This window comes from Lysinibacillus sp. FSL K6-1151 (assembly GCF_038630755.1).
Classification (GTDB): Bacteria; Bacillota; Bacilli; order Bacillales_A; family Planococcaceae; genus Lysinibacillus; species Lysinibacillus fusiformis_D.
The window spans coordinates 412,308-429,594 of the sequence record NZ_CP152040.1 but is presented as its reverse complement, the minus strand read 5'-3'; the positions used below and the strand labels follow the sequence as shown (position 1 = coordinate 429,594).

General features: G+C 37.8%; 13 protein-coding genes. 4 read left to right on the top strand and 9 right to left on the bottom strand.

Annotated features, from left to right (window positions below; translation table 11 throughout):
* Positions 1 to 17 precede the first annotated feature (17 nt).
* A complete protein-coding gene (locus MHI04_RS02030) occupies positions 18 to 590 on the bottom strand; it encodes a nitroreductase (RefSeq protein ID WP_036117546.1) in 573 nt (190 codons plus the stop codon).
* A gap of 97 nt (positions 591 to 687) precedes the next feature.
* On the bottom strand, positions 688 to 1,182 hold the full coding sequence (locus MHI04_RS02025) for an amidase domain-containing protein (protein WP_036117549.1): 495 nt from the start codon (positions 1,180 to 1,182) through the stop codon (positions 688 to 690).
* A 181-nt stretch (positions 1,183 to 1,363) separates the two neighbouring features.
* On the opposite strand from MHI04_RS02025, the gene MHI04_RS02020 reads away from it, so the two are divergent.
* Positions 1,364 to 2,386 (top strand): DUF2804 domain-containing protein, encoded by a 1,023-nt coding sequence (locus MHI04_RS02020; protein ID WP_036117552.1) that lies wholly within the window; start codon positions 1,364 to 1,366, stop codon positions 2,384 to 2,386.
* 93 nt (positions 2,387 to 2,479) lie between these two features.
* On the opposite strand, the gene MHI04_RS02015 is transcribed toward MHI04_RS02020, so the two are convergent.
* Complete coding sequence (locus MHI04_RS02015) at positions 2,480 to 3,196, bottom strand: glycerophosphodiester phosphodiesterase (RefSeq protein ID WP_058844765.1); 717 nt, start codon at positions 3,194 to 3,196, stop codon at positions 2,480 to 2,482.
* Positions 3,197 to 3,347: 151 nt separating this feature from the next.
* On the opposite strand from MHI04_RS02015, the gene helD reads away from it, so the two are divergent.
* Positions 3,348 to 5,576, top strand: coding sequence for an RNA polymerase recycling motor HelD (gene helD / locus MHI04_RS02010; protein ID WP_330493622.1), 2,229 nt, complete (start codon positions 3,348 to 3,350; stop codon positions 5,574 to 5,576).
* A 265-nt stretch (positions 5,577 to 5,841) separates the two neighbouring features.
* Here the strand turns inward: helD and MHI04_RS02005 are convergent, their stop codons facing one another.
* The 4 genes from MHI04_RS02005 to MHI04_RS01990 all read right to left on the bottom strand — a co-directional run bounded on the left by MHI04_RS02005 (position 5,842) and on the right by MHI04_RS01990 (position 11,976).
* A complete protein-coding gene (locus MHI04_RS02005) occupies positions 5,842 to 6,708 on the bottom strand; it encodes a GNAT family N-acetyltransferase (protein WP_342535301.1) in 867 nt (288 codons plus the stop codon).
* A gap of 755 nt (positions 6,709 to 7,463) precedes the next feature.
* The gene (locus MHI04_RS02000) at positions 7,464 to 9,296 is read right to left on the bottom strand and encodes an ABC transporter ATP-binding protein (RefSeq protein ID WP_342535300.1); all 1,833 of its coding nucleotides are present in this window, start codon (positions 9,294 to 9,296) and stop codon (positions 7,464 to 7,466) included.
* Entirely contained in the window at positions 9,296 to 11,017 is a 1,722-nt protein-coding gene (locus MHI04_RS01995; RefSeq protein ID WP_340810254.1) for an ABC transporter ATP-binding protein, read from the bottom strand. Before MHI04_RS01995 ends, MHI04_RS02000 begins: the two co-directional genes overlap by 1 nt.
* Positions 11,018 to 11,082: 65 nt before the next feature.
* On the bottom strand, positions 11,083 to 11,976 hold the full coding sequence (locus tag MHI04_RS01990) for an EamA family transporter (protein WP_036117705.1): 894 nt from the start codon (positions 11,974 to 11,976) through the stop codon (positions 11,083 to 11,085).
* Between the two features lie 186 nt (positions 11,977 to 12,162).
* Between MHI04_RS01990 and MHI04_RS01985 the strand changes: the two genes are divergently transcribed.
* Positions 12,163 to 14,187: an EAL domain-containing protein gene (locus tag MHI04_RS01985; protein WP_342535299.1), complete on the top strand. Its 2,025-nt coding sequence runs from the start codon at positions 12,163 to 12,165 to the stop codon at positions 14,185 to 14,187.
* A gap of 43 nt (positions 14,188 to 14,230) precedes the next feature.
* Here MHI04_RS01985 and MHI04_RS01980 read toward each other — a convergent pair whose 3' ends face one another.
* Together MHI04_RS01980 and MHI04_RS01975 are read right to left on the bottom strand one after the other, a co-directional pair.
* Positions 14,231 to 14,698, bottom strand: coding sequence for a threonine/serine exporter family protein (locus tag MHI04_RS01980; RefSeq protein WP_170829849.1), 468 nt, complete (start codon positions 14,696 to 14,698; stop codon positions 14,231 to 14,233).
* Positions 14,699 to 14,719: 21 nt separating this feature from the next.
* Complete coding sequence (locus MHI04_RS01975) at positions 14,720 to 15,472, bottom strand: threonine/serine exporter family protein (protein WP_036117711.1); 753 nt, start codon at positions 15,470 to 15,472, stop codon at positions 14,720 to 14,722.
* Positions 15,473 to 15,808: 336 nt separating this feature from the next.
* Between MHI04_RS01975 and MHI04_RS01970 the strand changes: the two genes are divergently transcribed.
* Complete coding sequence (locus MHI04_RS01970) at positions 15,809 to 17,221, top strand: polysaccharide deacetylase family protein (RefSeq protein WP_036117713.1); 1,413 nt, start codon at positions 15,809 to 15,811, stop codon at positions 17,219 to 17,221.
* Positions 17,222 to 17,287: the final 66 nt, after the last annotated feature.

The following is a 17,287-nucleotide window of genomic DNA, read 5'->3' as shown; positions in this document are numbered from 1 at the left end:
GAAGGGATTTTTTTCGGTTATTCACCAAAAATCGTCACTATTTCAGCTGATTGCTTACGTTCCTTGCCTTTCGGTACTTCATCAAAATAACCCATTTGTAGCATGGCAATGACACGCTCACCTGGCTGAACCTTTAAAGCTTCACGGAATTTCGGATTATCTAAGAAGCCTGGCGTTTTCCAGCAAGAACCAATGCCTCTATCCCACGCAAGCAGTTGTATATTTTGAATAAACGTACTTGCAGCTGCATAATCTTCTAAACGTTCTTTTTGACGAGCATCCTCTGGTACGATTACAAAAGCATAGCCACCTGGTAATGTAAATTTCATCATTTGCTTCGCTAAATCTTCACTTGAAAGCTCCTGCCATTTTGGAATTGTCAGGTCGCGTAATAGCTGGTGTAGGTCTGCTAATTCCTTTCCACAGGCTACTACTAAACGCCAAGGCTCACGGTTACCGTGATTTGGTGCCCAGACAGCATCATCGATAATAGCCATCAAATCCTCACGATCTACAGGCTGACCATTAAACTTTTTAATGGAACGACGTTGAATAATTGCATCTCTAACCGATAAAATTTGTTCGCTCATATTTCTATTCTCCTTCTACCATAAGACAACATATTAGAGTTGGTCTCTTCTATCTTTCACATTATCACAAAATGATATGCTTTAAAACTATCTCTTCTTAAGCAAAGCTGTCATCTATATGATAGAAAAAGTAAGTCATACTCGGTGTATAGGCAGTGGAATCCTCGTAAAAATAAGGTCGATTAATACTATCCGAAGTATGGGCATTGACATAGGGAATACCATTTTGAATACTTGTGACAATAACGGAGTGATCAATTCTCCCATTTCCTTGAAAATCATAAAAAATGACATCCCCAAGCTCTAGCTCCTCTGCCGATTGAACACGCCTACCCTTCAATCCAGTTGTAGATCCCTCTAAATACCACCTTAATGAATGAGCCACAGACCAGCTAAAGCTCCAATTCCCTTGTTGAATCCACCAACCTTTATCTCTACTCGGTGCGCCACGCATTGGTGCGCCACCCGCAAGTAAGCATTGAGATATATAGTTTGTGCAATCTACATCAAAATTTGGAAAAGCTGGATTGCGTCTGTTCCACCATAAATTAGCATATTGAACTGCAGCCTGCCTGTTATACATTTTTGCCATACATCCCCTCCTCATGCCATCATATGTCTATTCATGACTTTCTATTAGTTAGGTCCTTACTCATATTCTTATTGAAATCAATTATATTCAGCACGTTCCTTTCCATTTTCAAGAACATTTTTGCTACAATAAAGAGTAATACAATGCAGATTTTATTTTATGACTGGAAGGGATGTTAATTGTGAAGCAGCATGCTGAGAAAGAAATTTTACAGCCTACTCTTTTATGCGATAAAAAAGGTAATTTAAATCCAGCAGCCATCGGATTTGCACGTAAGCCCCTTATTAACAGCAATTTAAGCGGCCATCTCATGCGCAAAAAGAAATGGAACTATTGGTGTATCTATGGTGACGAAATCTTGTTTTCTGCTACGATTAGTCATTTAGATTATGCTGCTGTCTGCTTTGTTTATTTCCTTGAATATGAAACACAGCGCTATTTCGAAAAAACGATTACCATTCCCTTCGGTGGTAAATTAAAAATGCCGACACAGGTTTTAGAATCCGTCTCATTTAAAAATAGCGAAATGATGATTGATCTATTATATATACAAAATGAAACGCATCTATCGGTGTCCATACCAGACTTTGATGGTGATGTTTTACGTGCAAAGCTTATCGTCCAACATCCCCCAACTGATGAAACCTTAAATGTTGTCATCCCTTGGAATCGCAAAACATTTCAATTTACAGGCAAGCATCATATACTCCCAACTTCAGGTGTTGTCACAATTGGTACACGCCGTTATAATTTTTCGGCCGAAGAGAATTTTGCAGTGTTAGATTATGGACGAGGTGTATGGCCACGCCAAGCATTATGGAATTGGGGGATGGCCTCTCAGCGAGTTCGAGGAAGACGGATTGGACTGAACTTAGGAGGTAAATGGACAGATGGTACTGGCATGACTGAAAATGCTGTTTTTGTTGATGGTAAAATGACCAAAATACATGAGGATCTTTTGTTTCAATATGATTCTGGAGACTATATGCAACGTTGGAAAGTGAAAACGAAATTTTCTAATCAGGTTTCATTAACCTTCTCTCCTTTTTTTGAACGTGTTGCTCAAACTAATGCCAAATTAGTTAAATCGGAGGTACATCAACTATTTGGCTATTACGATGGCTCCATTTTACTCGACAATGGTGAAACACTTGTTATTCAACAAATGCTCGGATGTATTGAAGAACATCGTGCGAAATGGTAGAACGGATCTTCTAGAAGACGTCGCTTTCCGTGGGTATTACAAAAATGCTACTTATTCCACGGAAGCTTTTTGTCTCCTAGCCCCTTCCTTGCTTTAACTAAGGGCCTGTAATATTTTCTCTGGGTCATCAGTAAATATCGCCTGTATACCTAGTTGCTGTAAATAGCGAGCATCACGTTGATCATTAACAGTATATACACGGACAGTTGCTCCTTCAGCGAGAGCTAGTTTAACTGATTTACGAAATGACGTTGGTAAACTTACATGTAACGCTTTAGCTGGAATAAGAGCAATGTAAGAAGTAAAATCTACTAACACTTCTGCAAACAGCGCCGCACTTTCTATATAAGGTGCTATTTTTGATACTGTTTGCAATGATTCATGATTAAAAGATGAAATGATTACTCTTTCAGTCATTTGCTGTGCAGCCACTTCTTTGAGTACGAGCGCTTCAATCCCTTCATATGAAATAATATCTGTTTTCAGTTCAATATTAATACGATGGTTGGTACCTGCAAAAAGCTCTAACACTTCTCCTAACGTAGGGATTGTTTCATCTCCGAACTCTGGAGAAAACCACGAACCAAAGTCAAATGTACGCAATTGCTGTAATGTAAAATCTTTTACATAGCCTGAACCATTGGAGGTACGATTAATGGTTTCATCATGAATGACCACTACCTCTTTATCTGCGGTTAAATGAACATCCAGCTCTATCCCTGCTATAGGAAGCTTTGATGCTGCTTGAAAGGCTGCCATCGTGTTTTCTGGATAGTTTATCGAAACACCTCTATGTGCAAAAATGTCCAAAATCATTAACCTCCTCTATTATCATTTAAAGAAAAACTTTCCAACCCCAATGTAATAGTAGCATAATTAACTATTTAGCTTTCACTTGATGGTAAATATTATATATAGTAGTATGATAATCTACTTTGTAAGTACCTAGGAGGTGCTAAAAATGACTGTACAACATCCGGATTTTCAGGCTGAGGTAGAGCGGTTAACCTATACCCAAAGTTATATGCAACAAATATTAGACGAATCACAACGAGATCTACAATCCGCTCAAGAAAATATCCGCAAGTCCATGGCTGACCTTGATTACTTAGATTCGAGTTTAAGTTATTTAAATATCTTAACAAACGCCAGATTCTTTGAAATGGCTCGTAATCAAAAAGAAGGTCTAGAAGCCGTTCGGAAAAAGCCCTATTTTGCCCGAATCCATTTCCAAAAGACAGGTGATCCTGAAGAATTCCTTTATATTGGGAAAACCTCACTATTTCATCGTGAAACCCATGAACCCATTATTGTTGACTGGCGCTCACCCGTAGCCAATGTTTATTATGATGGACGTCTTGGTGATATGGAGTACGATGTCCGTGGAGAAGTTCATAAAGGACATCTCTTTGCTAAAAGACAATATAAGATCGAGAACGGCGAATTACTCGATATACGGGATATTGATCTAACAACAAACGATGAACTCCTACAAGAAGCATTGGCTGGGAAAGCAGATGTTCGTTTAACTGAAATTGTCTCGACAATCCAAAAGGAACAAAATGAAATTATTCGAGCACATCTTCGTCAACCAATTATTGTACAAGGTGCAGCAGGTAGTGGAAAAACAACTATCGCTCTCCACCGAATATCTTATTTCCTCTACACAATGGGCGAGCATTTTAATCCTGAACAGCTCATGATTTTAGCACCGAATAAGTTATTTATTGATTATATAGGTGATGTTTTACCAGAGCTTGGTGTCGATAAAATATGCCAAACTACTTTTACAGACTACGTTCTTGCTGCCACTAAATTAAAATTAAAGCTTCAAAATCCAAATGAGCAATTAGAATTGCTCGTTGCTGGTGGAAATCATCAGCCTACTGCGTGGATCGCTGAAGTGAAAGGTTCACTTTATTATCGTGATGTCATTGAGCGCTATATCCAGAAGCTGGAGCAAGAAATCGCGCAACAATTCGAAGATGTTTATATTGAAAAATACTGTATTATGCGAGCTGCTCATCTAAAGAAACTGTTTTTATATGAGTTTTCTTATATGCCAATTGAAAAACGCCTTGCACATATAAAAAAGGTGTTAGCTAGCCATGTCCGCCAAAAAAAACAGGCTGTCTTAGCTACACTCCATAAAAAATATGATGAAGCATTGGGTAAAGCCTTAAATGGTATACGGGATGATGAAAAGCGTCGACGTGTTGTCACAAAATTTATCGATGAACGCGACGAACGAATTCCAGCAATAGAAAAAGAAACGAAAACAACTGCAACTGCCTATATGCGTCGCTTTCCTAAACATAACATTAAAACACTTTATCGCACCCTTCTTACCGACGCCAAACTTTTAACAGAGCTAGCTCCTGAATGGCATTATCTTGAACAACAGCAATTTTTGCAGGCACATCGTAAAGAACAATGGGCACTCGAAGATTTAGCCGCACTATACTATTTACAAGCACGTCTAAAAGGCATCCCAGATGAATGGAAAATGCGTGTTGTCTTTATCGATGAAGTACAAGATTATAGTTTGTTTCAGCTTGCTGCTTTAAAAACAGGTCTTGATACAGACATGTTTACAATGGTTGGCGATTTAGCTCAAGGAATTCATAGCTATCGCTCATTAACTGCCTGGGAACCTGTCCAAAGTTTATTTCCTCGTGCAAGCTTCCGAACATTGCAAAAAAGCTATCGAACAACCATTGAAATTATGGAAGTCGCTAATCAAATTTTAGCGCAAATGAATGAGCAGCTACCGCTGGTTGAGCCAGTTGTTCGTCACGGTAATGTGCCAAGTTTTATTCAAGCAGATCAATTTGATGCCTTAAAAATTAAAGAAATTTTTGAAGCTATTCGTCAACATGGTCATCGATCTATCGCTTTAATTTGCAAAACTACTGCTGAAGCCATTTCGATGCAACATACATTGAAAGACAACAAAATTGCCTCACAGCTGCTAACAGAAAATGAATCGATTAATCAGGAAATGTTGCTTGTTGTACCAAGTCATCTTGCTAAAGGGCTTGAGTTTGATGCCGTCATTGTAGCTGCCTTTGAAACACCCTTTTACGATACAATAATTGATCGGAAACTACTGTATGTAGCTCTCACACGAGCAATGCATGAACTCTATTTAATTGGCCCATCCAAAAATACATTTTTATTAGAAAATTAAAAAGTCGCTAGAAGGCGACTTTTTCATTCATCATCAGTTTCTTGGCGGCAATCGATAAAACTTCCCTTTCGATAAATAAGCTTTAACTACTTTCCACCATGATCTAGGGGCTTCCTTTGGAGGAGACTTCTTTTTTGGCAATGCTGGCATGCGCATGATCACGACTCCTTTCTTAAAGCTTATTAATACTATATGAAGATAGTAGGTAATTATGATAAAAAACGAGCGAGGAGTTGATGTTAAATACCACTCCTCGCCCTTTTTCCTACTGTTTTACATAATAATCGATTTGCTGTGCCTTCATAAAACCTGCCTTTTCATAGACAGATAATGCTTTTTTATTGTCAATTTCTACATCGAGCATAACAAATTTCGCACCAACTTTGCTCGCGTAATCCTTTGAAAAAGAAAGCAATGCTGTTCCAACACCTTGTCCCTCACAATTTGGATGAACAGCAAGTGCTGTTACCCATTGGATTTCATTTTCCTGAGCAGTCGTCACAGTTCCAACAACAAGGCCATCTCGATAAGCAACCCAAAGCTTTCGTCCATTTGTAGATGTATTAAAGGTAATGAGTTCCTCTGATTCTTCGGGTAAATCACCAAAAGCTTCACTATAGATGGCAATCAATTCCCCCTGCTCACCAGCATAAGGTTGAATACTAATATCCGTTTGTAATGCTACTGGTTCTGCTTTTGTTTCTAATGTTGCTTCCGAAAAGCTGTAGGCATAACCTTTATTTTCAATAAATGCATGTCCATAAGGAGAGCCATCAATTACTACAGCTAATTGCCCCTCCGCTCCTCTATCTGCTAAGCCAGCTTGTATACCCTCAACTAATGCAGCTCCAATACCCTTCTGTCGATATGCAGGTGTTACTACTAATGACCATTCATATGTATGAAGTCCCATCAAATCAATGGCACTAGCTGCACCTACTAACAAATCCTGTTCATCCTCATATGCTAGTACCATAAAGCCCTTTGACTCAAAAGAGCTAGCCATTGGTACACTCATAATGGTTTCATATACTCGATAATCATGAATGGTTGCTTCTTCACATAATAGTTTTACTTCTTTCAATGTTTCTCCATCTAATGGAAAAGACACTGTCATCACTGAAATATTCATCTTTTACTCCGTTCCTGTGTCAGACTATTGCCCTATTGTAGCAAGAATAAAAATAAACTGGCAACAAAATATATAAATACCCACTATTAATCAGAATTTTACTTCAAAAAACAGAATAATAAAAGGATTTATACTATAAAAATTCATGAAAATGACTGAAATTTACTAGAAATTATAGATATAAAATATTATGCTAATTTCTCAAAATGAGAGATAATTAATCTTTTTTACACAGTTACTTTTAAACTATACATAAACTCCTATTAGATGTATTTTTTATAATATTATACTATTTATTCAAATTAATAACATTTCAATTTAACGAAAAAAGAGTAATTTCACATGAAATTACTCTTTTCATCGTAAACCATCCATAGAATTTTTGTGAAAGGTGAAGATGGATTAACGTAGCAGGCTACTTGCTTCCCTGTGAGCCGCTTCCTCCGCTACCGCTCTTTTTAGCAAAGATTTTTAAATAAAGTGAAGGTGTCCACTACTCTTTATAGAGGGTTGTTGTCACTCATCACTTCTCCACATTGAAAATAAGAGGCTATCCTTTCTCTAATCATACAAAAATAATAGGCTATTTTGTTCACTACGGCTCGTTTGAAAGATAAGGGTAAGGTACTTTTGCACATGATTGCTTGGAGTAAAGCGGCTCATCAGACGCCCCCTGGAAAGGACGCTGGCGGAACGGCAATCAATCCCTTGCCTTTCAAAATGGCTGTTTCCGCCGTTGATATCACCTTTTTCCTCTATTCCTCAAGATGATGCGAGGAGGAATGAAGCATTTGCGCATAAAGGCCACCCGATTCAATTAGTTTTTGCTGAGGTCCAGCTTCAACTAACTCACCTTTTTGCATAACTAAAATCATATCGGCATTATGCACAGTGTTTAATCGATGGGCAATAACAAAACTAGTGCGACCCTGCATTAACGTATCAAGCGCCTCTTGTATCGCCATTTCCGTCACAGTATCGATACTGCTTGTCGCCTCATCCAAAAGTAAAATTTTCGGATCAGCAATAAGCGCCCTTGCTATAGAGAGTAACTGCTTCTGACCTTGTGATATCTCGCGTCCATCCGCAGCAAGAATCGTATCATAGCCATCTTTGAGCTTCATGATAAAGTCATGGGCATTCGCTTGCTTGGCAGCTTTCTCAATCTCTGCATCACTTGCATCCAGTCGACCATATCGGATATTTTCACGAACAGAAGCCTCAAATAAAAAGGGGTCCTGCAATACAAAAGCCATCTGTGAGCGAAGGGATTGACGATCTATTTGCTGTACATTTATGCCATCAAACAATACCTCACCCTTTGTTACCTCATAAAACCTTGCAATCAGTTGGAGGATTGTTGTTTTCCCAGCTCCAGTCGCACCAACAAGGGCTACCGTTTGTCCAGGTTCTACTTTAAAATTAACATTCTTTAGTGTATAAGCTTCTTCTTCCAGCTCATATTTAAAATACACATGCTTAAACGCCACATGCCCCAATAACTGATGCTTTTGTGCTGGAACGGTTTCTGCCTCTGGTTGTTCATCAAGCAAGGCAAATACGCGCTCTGCACCAGCAATGGCTGATAGTACTGTATTGAACTGGTTTGCTAAATCATTTAAAGGACGTGTAAATTGTCGTGCATATTCAGTGAATATAACAATAACCCCTATCGACACATGCCCATATAACGCAAGCACGCCTCCTATACCTGCAACAATTGTAAAGCTCATATTATTTAAAAAGTTCATGACTTTAGGAATATAGCCCGAGTAAGTCTGTGCCCAAAAACCGGTTCTTCTTAATCGCGAGCTTTTTTCTCGAAACTCTGCTTTCATACGCTCTTCTTGTGAGAAAGCTTTGACAATCCGCTGCCCTGAAATTGTTTCCTCTATCATCCCATTCAAAGCGCCAATAGCTACTTGCTGCTCTTTAAATAAGGGTGCTGTACGCCGTGTAATCCAGCGCATAGCCCAAAACATCAGCGGAATAATTGTCATCGTCAGCACTGTCAGCAAAGGGCTTAAACTAAGCATAATAATGACGGTTCCTCCAAGCGTAAGTACACTTGAAAACACTTGGATAAAAGAGCTATTTAAGGTAGAGCTGACAGCTTCAATATCATTCGTCATACGACTCATCAGTTCACCATGTTGACGACGATCAAAGAACGCAACTGGCAATCGTTGAAAATGAGCAAATATACTTGTTCGTAATCTATAAATAGTCTGCTGAGCAATACCAATCATCCAATAGTTTTGTAGAAAAAGTGAAACAGCTAACAGAATATAAATACCAATTAATACACCAATCCACTTACCTAAACCTGAAAGCTTGCCATGCATAACATAATTATCAATCATTTGACCGATTAAATAAGGACCAACTAAAGCTAAAATTGAACTGAGCATCACTAGTAAAAGAACCACAATGAGGAGTGTGCGTTGTTCGTCGACAATTTTCCATAGTCGAAGCAATGTACTTTTCCAATCTGCTGCACGAGGCCCTTTCTTTTTCTTCACAGCTTGCTTCAGATCATCTTTAGTCAAAATCGGCTCATAGCCAAAAGGTTTTTGGAAAAATCCCATTAATCCTCCACCTCCTGTTGGGAGATTGCAATTTTTTTATAGAGCGTTGAAGTTTGTAAAAGCTCTTCATGTGTACCATATGCAACCACTTTTCCAGCATCGATCAGTAAAATACGGTCTGCACCTTTAGCTGTGCGAATTTTTTGTGTGACAACAAGCATTGTTGCCTTCTCTTCACTTAATGCCTCCCACAAAGACTGTTCAGTTTTAACATCTAAGGCACTTGTACTATCATCAAGCATTAAAATATGCCCCTTTCTCAAAAGAGCTCTAGCAATAGATAGTCTTTGTTTTTGGCCCCCTGATAAATTAACACCTTTTTGTCCAACCTTAGTGTCGTAACCATTTGGGAAATCTTCCACAGATGCATGTATTTGTGCCTGCATTGTAGCCTGTAGTACAGCATCCATTTCAGCCTGAGTATCTCCCCAACGTACATTATCTGCAATACTTCCTGTAAACAATAATGATTGCTGAGGGACATAACCAATGATTTCACGTAGCTCTTGCAATTCCCAGTCCTGAACATCCTGCCCTTCCACAAGAATTCTTCCTTGCGTTACTTCATAAAAACGAGGAATTAGCTGTAACAATGTTGACTTTCCAGCACCGGTTGCCCCCATAATCGCTAATTTTTCTCCTGACCTCACTTGAAAACTCACATCTGACAGGACGGGAGCATCTCCTCCTGGATAGGTAAAACAAACATGTTCAAAGGTTAGATCTCCATATTGCATTGTGCTATCTACTTCTTCTGAGTGGGAAATATCCTCCACCTCATTTTCCATAGATAGTACTTCTGCCATACGTTCTGCGGAGGCCTTTGCACGCGCATAAAAAATAATAATAAACGCAAACATTGAAAACGAGCCGGTCATACGCATGGCATAATTGACAATAGCTACAATATCGCCAAGTGGCGTTGTCCCTGTGGCAATTTGCTTTGTACCAAACCATAAAACGGCAAGCAAGCTCATGTTCATGATGAATAATAGAACAGGCATAATATATTCCATAATGCGTAAAGCCTTTACTGTATCCATTTTTAAGCGTGAAGCAACTTCATCGAAGCGTGTAGCCTCATATGCTCCACGTAAATAGGCCTTCACTAAACGAATTGCCTGTAAATTCTCCTGTAATACCCTATTTAAACGATCTACCCTCTTCTGTACACGTCCAAAATAAGACACACCCTTCGCCACCATAAAAATAAGAAAAATAAAGATGATGGGTGCGCCTATCACTAAAAACAGCGCCAATTTGGCATTTACAACAAAGGCCATTACGATACTTCCTATAACAGCAAGCGGTGCTCGAAGCATAATACGTAAGCTCATAAACAGTACCGTTTGTACCTGTGTGACATCATTCGTTAATCTAGTAATGAGCGATGCTGTGGAAAATTTTTGATAGGTTGCTAGTGTAAAGGATTGAATTTTATCAAACATGGCATTTCGTAAATCATATGAAAAGCTTTGTGCTGTATGAGAGGAGAAATAAGAGTTAATGACTCCCGCTATAAAGGCTACGATTGATAGTGCAAGTAAAACAGCTCCCCATTGCAAAATCATCCCTTGATTTTGGGCTCGTACACCTTCGTCAATTATTTTTGCCATAATGAGTGGCTGTACAAGCTCCACAAATAATTCTAAAAGCATTAAACATAAAGCAAAAATGGCAGTCCATTTATATGGTCTTACATAGGAAAAAACTTCTTTCACATTCTTTCCCCCTTGTCAGAGATAAAATATAAAGCTAGTTAAAAAATCCTAACCCAATAGTATATTTATGCTTTTTCGCCTGCTACCGAAAGCCAGGTTACACAAACAAGCATAACGAAAACACCTATTAATTGCCAAAAACCTAAAGATGTACCGAATACAATGACTGAAATAACCATTGCTGTTAATGGTTCGATACTGGAAAGGATACTCGTCTCCACTGCTGTAATATATTTCATACTACTTAAAAACAGAATAAAGGCTACTGTTCCAAAAAATATTAATGCCACGACTAACATAAGTATCTTAAAATCTGTTAAAACAACCCATTGGTTGGACTGCCACACACGGCTCACTAAGCCTAATGTTAAACCACCTACCAGCATGCCCCAGCCAACTACTAATAGCACACTCCACTCCTTCATTAAGCGTGCAGGATACAGTGTGTAAAATGCAAATGTTAAGCCTACTGCTATACCCCAAAGCAAGGCTTTTGGACTAATAAGCAAACTTTCAAACGAAGCGTTCGTTAGTAATAGAAATAACCCTATAAGGGTACCAATAATCCCTAACACTTGATATTTTGGTGGCCATTTCTTTAAACTAAGAGAGACATATGCCACAACAAAAATGGGCGCTAAAAATTGTAGTAAGGTCGCAAGTACTGCGTTGCTTTCATTTATAGCAGCAACAAAAGCAAATTGTACACCTAGCATCCCTGCAATACCAAAAGTAATGAGCTGTCTACCCCAGAGTTTATGCTGCCAAATACTAAAAATATTTTTTCCTGTTAACAATAAATATGTAAGTAGTAATATACCTGCAACCGATAAACGGACTGTTAACATAAAGGAGACGGTCAATGGTGTATGGTTAAGTAGCCACTCCATCAAAGGGCCAGTTGCTCCCCATAACATAGCACCCGAGACAATAAATAATATTCCTTTTAAACGTTCCATACCAATCCTGCTTCCTATATACGTACTAAAAATTGTTACTTTTCTTCAAATCTTTTCTTACACATCACGAGAAAAGTCCTATTTTTCTTCATTATCAAATATTTACAATTATATTCATAATGACTAATTCCCGATAATTAACTATAATATTAGTATATATTGATTACCCAAGGAGATCGAAAAATCATGAGTCATATGCATAAATCATTTACGATTGATGAACATTATTTAAATTCACTTCCTTTTCCTGCAATTATCATAAATCAAGATGGACAAGCGACTATCTGGGGAAAGAGCGCAGAACATCTGATTGGATTGTCAGCCGATGATATTAAAGGAAATACTACTCCATCTATACTCGAAAATCTACTACGTCAGCTTCCTGTAGAAACATTTCAGTCTATTTTACAAAATGAGGACAGTACGTATTTAGATAAAATTCAAGTATACACAACGTCAAACACAGAAATAACGACAGCCCTGTTAGCGAAGCCTTATACAGAAGAAGGAGAACGTTTTATTCTACTAATCTTTATGCTACCAGAATTAATGACGAATGCTGTTTCACATTGCAGTACATTTGTTAATATCAAGTCAGGTTTAGATGCTACATTCATGACTGTCACACTCGATCACGATGGATTTATCTTAGAATGTAATAATGAATTTTTAAAGACAAGTCAATGGACGCCAAAGCGTGTAATCGGCAAAACATTTTGGCAGTTATTCCCGGATAATGAAGCGAGCGAAAAAATCACAAATACGATTTGGCGTAATTTAAACAATGGTCATACGTGGCAAGGCGAAGTTGAAAAAATCACAAAAATAGGCCAATCCTATTGGGTATTGCTAACAGCCATTCCTACTTTTAATCTCGAAACAAATGAACAACAATTTATCTTAATTGAAAAAGATATTACTAAATCGAAAACCATTCAACATCAGCTAGAAAAAATAGCTTATATCGATACAGAAACTGGGCTGATGAATGCACATCGACTTGAAAAAGTCATTACCAATATGATTGAAGAGCAAAGACATTTTTCTTTTGTTTATCTAAGTATTGATAAATTTTATACTCTAAAAGAATTACATGACCAACAAATCGATCAAAGCCTTATTATTGAATTTACAAATCGAATAAAAATGTATTTCCAAGATAGCACAATGGCTCGTATAAATGAAAATGATTTTGTTGTCATTACCCCTTTAAGTGAGTGGTTTATTCAAGGGTTCTTATCTTACTTACAACAGCACCCTATTTATAGCGGCAATATTGCTGTCCCAATTTCTATTAGTGGTGGCATTACAAGATATCCAGAAGACCAAACAACATTCTCTCAACTTATGAAAGCCTCAATTGCTACCATTTCAACAGTGCGTGAGGCTGGTGGGGACAAAGTTGTTTCCCTGTCAACAGCAACACATAAAGCTTTAAATCGTAAAGCTTTAATTGAAAAACGTTTACTTCAAGCACTTGATCAGAAGAATTTAAAGGTACTTTATCAGCCACAAATTGATGTTTATTCTGGTAAAATTACAGCTGTTGAAGCACTTGTAAGATGGGAAGACGAGGTAATTGGCGTTGTTGCGCCTGATGAATTAATTCCGATTGCGGAAGAAACAGGCCTTATTAATAATATCGGTTCCTTTATGCTAGAAAAAGCTTGTGAGCAGGCATTACTTTGGAAAAAGGCGGGTCATGATTTAAAAGTATCTATTAACTCTTCTGTTCGCGAATTTCGCGATAAAAATATGGCAAAATCCATACTTGAAGTGCTCGCAAAAACAGGTTGTCCAGCAAATCTTCTACAAATTGAAATTACTGAAAAATTTGCTTTAGAGGCGGAAGCTGCCACATCTATCGCACAGCAAATGCGCAAGCTTGAAAACGAAGGCATCTCTTTCGTATTAGATGATTTTGGAACTGGCTATGGATCATTTAGATATATGCAGATTTTACCGATTGATACACTAAAAATTGATCAAACGTTTACGAATTCTCTATTAAAATCTGAAAAGAGCCAAAAGCTTATGCATGGTATGGTACAACTTGGTAAATCTATGGAACTGAAAGTTGTAGCCGAGGGTGTCGAAACGGCTGAGCAAGCAGACCTATTAATCACATATGGTTGTGACGCCATTCAAGGCTATTATATTAGTAAGCCAGTTACACCAGATGAAATTGAAGTATTGCTTAGTAAAAAATAATAAGTAATTAAGGAGGCTGCGTTAAGCTAAACGCAGCCTCCTTCTATTTTTTATAGACCTTTTGTAATTTTACTTTACTTGAACGGACTGAACGGAAAATAAGTTGAATAATTACTTCCGCAAAGACTAGACCGATCACAATTGCACCTGTAATTAAAAATGCCTTTAGGCCATACTGTAAGCCTTGTAAGTAATCGTCCTCTACAACATTTCGCATGGCATTATATGCCATCCCTCCTGGCACCAACGGAATAATTCCACCAACGATAAAAATAATCATTGGTATTTTAAAACGTCGCGCATACAAATGGGCAACTATGGCAATGACAAACGAGCCAAAGAAAGAAGCTTTGACGACATCCATTCCTTGCTCTGTTAAAACATAATAGATAATCCAGCCAATAACTCCAACAAGGCCACAATGAAGTAATGTTTTTCTAGGAACATTAAAAAGAATAGCGATCCCAGCTGTCGCAAAAAAACTAACAATTAATTGTATAAGAATGTCCATCATCTGCATATTGTCCGCCTCCTAAAATCCTAGCGTGACGGCAATTGCTGCACCGATTGCAAAGGCTGTTAAAAAGGCCTCTGCTCCCTTTGCCATCCCTGACATAAAATGACCCGCCATTAAATCACGAACAGCATTGGTAATCAAAATACCTGGTACAAGTGGCATGACAGAACTAATAATAATTTTATCAAGTTCAGTTCCATAACCATACTTTACTGCTAAGAAGGCCACAAAGCCGAGAACAAGTGATGCCGTAAATTCAGAGAAAAACTTCACCCTTGTTAAATGGTTGATCATCACAAGTACTAGAAAACCCATCCCACCCGCTATACAAGCTACCGGAAAATCCGACCATCCTCCCTTAAACATAATCAGGAAACACCCACTTGCAAGTGCGGCTGACAAAACTTGTAAATAAGTTGGTAAAAAATAATTTGTTTTTTGTATCGACTTTAACTCGTCATAAGCTTCTTCTAATGTTATGATGTGAGATGTGAGTCTCCGAGATACTGAATTTACCAAGGCTATTTTTTGTAAATCTGTAACCCTACTGGAAATTGATGTAATTCGCGTCGGCTGTGTCTTGCCTAACGAAAAAATGATTCCAGTTGGTGTGGCATAACATTGAGCATCTGGCATATTTTGAGTATGTGCCATCCGCAGCATCGTATCCTCCACACGATATGTTTCTGCTCCACTTTCAATCATAATACGCCCTGCAAGCAACAAACAGTCAATCGTAAGTTCATTATCCGCTTCTTGTAAGACCATTACAGCTATCTGCCTCCTTCAAAAGGTTCCTTGCCAATATTATCGAACTGCCAATAAAAACTCAACTGAAAATTTCAGCATAAACAGTTAGCTTTCTTTCAATTTAATTTTCATGAATTAACAATTATTGAGCATGTTTTTTCTATTTTAGTAGGTATTTTACAACCACTTTAAAAGAAGTACAACAACATTCGATTGATACCCTATAGAAGGATAGCCGATTTAAAATAATTACTATAAATTAACATTAAAAGATCCGTAATTTGTATAACTTTTTTAATGATTAACACGTCTGATTGTATAGAGAATAAAAAAGAGGGGAGCGTATCCAACACCATGCAGGAACGCAGAAAAAAACGCGGTCCAATAATTGATTTTTTATTACTGGGCCTTATTGTAACCTTAACAACAGTTATACTAGTTATTATCCTATCAAAGGATGAATTTAAGTTTCAAAAGATTAGTGCTTCAAAAGAAGAATCTAAGACAGAATCGGTCAATAGTAATTTATCGACTGAAAGTTCTGCGTTTCCAGGCATACGTATTGTTACAGACGTTTCTAATGATAAACGAACACCATTTGCTATACATTACCCACAAACAGATAACAAAGTTTTTAATGACGCCGTATTACAATACATATCGGATTCAAAAGAAAACTATCTAGCATCTATGAAAAAAAATAAAGATAAAGAAGCTATGGGTGAATTAAATATTAGTCTTGAAACATTTCCATACCGAGAGCATTATTATTCCTTTGTTCTAACAAAAATGGAGTACCTTGGTGGAGCTAATCATGAAGTCTCAACGAAAACATTCTTCATTAATAACGAAACAGGCGAGCAAATTACAATTCAAACCCTTCTACAAAATGACGAGAACAACTTATCAACGTTAGCTGCCAATGTACGAAAGGATTTGCAGAAAAACCTTCAAATAAAGGATGAGCTTTTCACTGATGAATTACTGAAAGCTACAGAGCCAAAATGGTCTAACTTCAATCGCTTTGCTATTGTCGACGATTCATTACAATTCTATTTCAATGAATATGAGATTGCTAGCGGAGCAGCAGGTGCCCCAATAGTGAAACTACCCCTTTCACTTATTAACCCATTGTTAGCCTCTGAGTTTCAAATTGCTATGGAAAATGTAAAACCAACAAATCCACCGCCTACAGGTGATCCGAATAAGAAACGTATTGCATTAACATTTGATGATGGTCCACATCCAAAAGTGACGGAACAAATTTTAAACATTCTCGATAAGTATCACGCAAAAGCAACCTTCTTTATGCTCGGTAGTCGAGTACAATATTATCCTGATATTGCAAGAGATGTATTGGCGCGGGGCCATGAAATTGGCAATCATTCGTGGAACCACCCTGTCTTAACAAAGCTTACACAAGAGCAAGTGATGAAAGAGTACAATACTACAGCCAATGAAATAGAAAAGGCAATTAATCATGGTGCTACAGTTTTCAGACCACCTTATGGTGCAACTAATGACACGATTAATGCCGAGATCCCTATACCTGTAGTGCTATGGTCGATTGATACATTGGATTGGAAGCATCGCAATGCACAGCAATTATTGCCACATGTAAAAAATAATTTGCACAATAATGCCATTGTCCTAATGCACGATATACATCAATCTACTGCAGATGGACTTGATGCTGTCCTTGCCTATTTACAGGAGCAAGGTTATGAATTCGTAACGGTATCAGAAATACTACCATATCGTCAATAGTATGAACCCTTTTCATATATTCAATGAAAAAGTCCAATGAATTTTTAAACGAATTCATTGGACTTT

Excerpts from the sequence above, each read along its gene's own strand:
- MHI04_RS01990 (WP_036117705.1), bottom strand. The coding sequence starts at position 11,976 with ATGGAACGTTTAAAAGGAATATTATTTATTGTCTCGGGTGCTATGTTA.
- MHI04_RS01975 (WP_036117711.1), bottom strand. The coding sequence starts at position 15,472 with ATGGTCTTACAAGAAGCGGATAATGAACTTACGATTGACTGTTTGTTG.
- MHI04_RS01980 (WP_170829849.1), bottom strand. The coding sequence starts at position 14,698 with ATGGACATTCTTATACAATTAATTGTTAGTTTTTTTGCGACAGCTGGG.
- helD (WP_330493622.1), top strand. The coding sequence starts at position 3,348 with ATGACTGTACAACATCCGGATTTTCAGGCTGAGGTAGAGCGGTTAACC.
- MHI04_RS02030 (WP_036117546.1), bottom strand. The coding sequence starts at position 590 with ATGAGCGAACAAATTTTATCGGTTAGAGATGCAATTATTCAACGTCGT.
- MHI04_RS02000 (WP_342535300.1), bottom strand. The coding sequence starts at position 9,296 with ATGGGATTTTTCCAAAAACCTTTTGGCTATGAGCCGATTTTGACTAAA.
- MHI04_RS02025 (WP_036117549.1), bottom strand. The coding sequence starts at position 1,182 with ATGGCAAAAATGTATAACAGGCAGGCTGCAGTTCAATATGCTAATTTA.
- MHI04_RS02005 (WP_342535301.1), bottom strand. The coding sequence starts at position 6,708 with ATGAATATTTCAGTGATGACAGTGTCTTTTCCATTAGATGGAGAAACA.
- MHI04_RS01970 (WP_036117713.1), top strand. The coding sequence starts at position 15,809 with ATGCAGGAACGCAGAAAAAAACGCGGTCCAATAATTGATTTTTTATTA.
- MHI04_RS01985 (WP_342535299.1), top strand. The coding sequence starts at position 12,163 with ATGAGTCATATGCATAAATCATTTACGATTGATGAACATTATTTAAAT.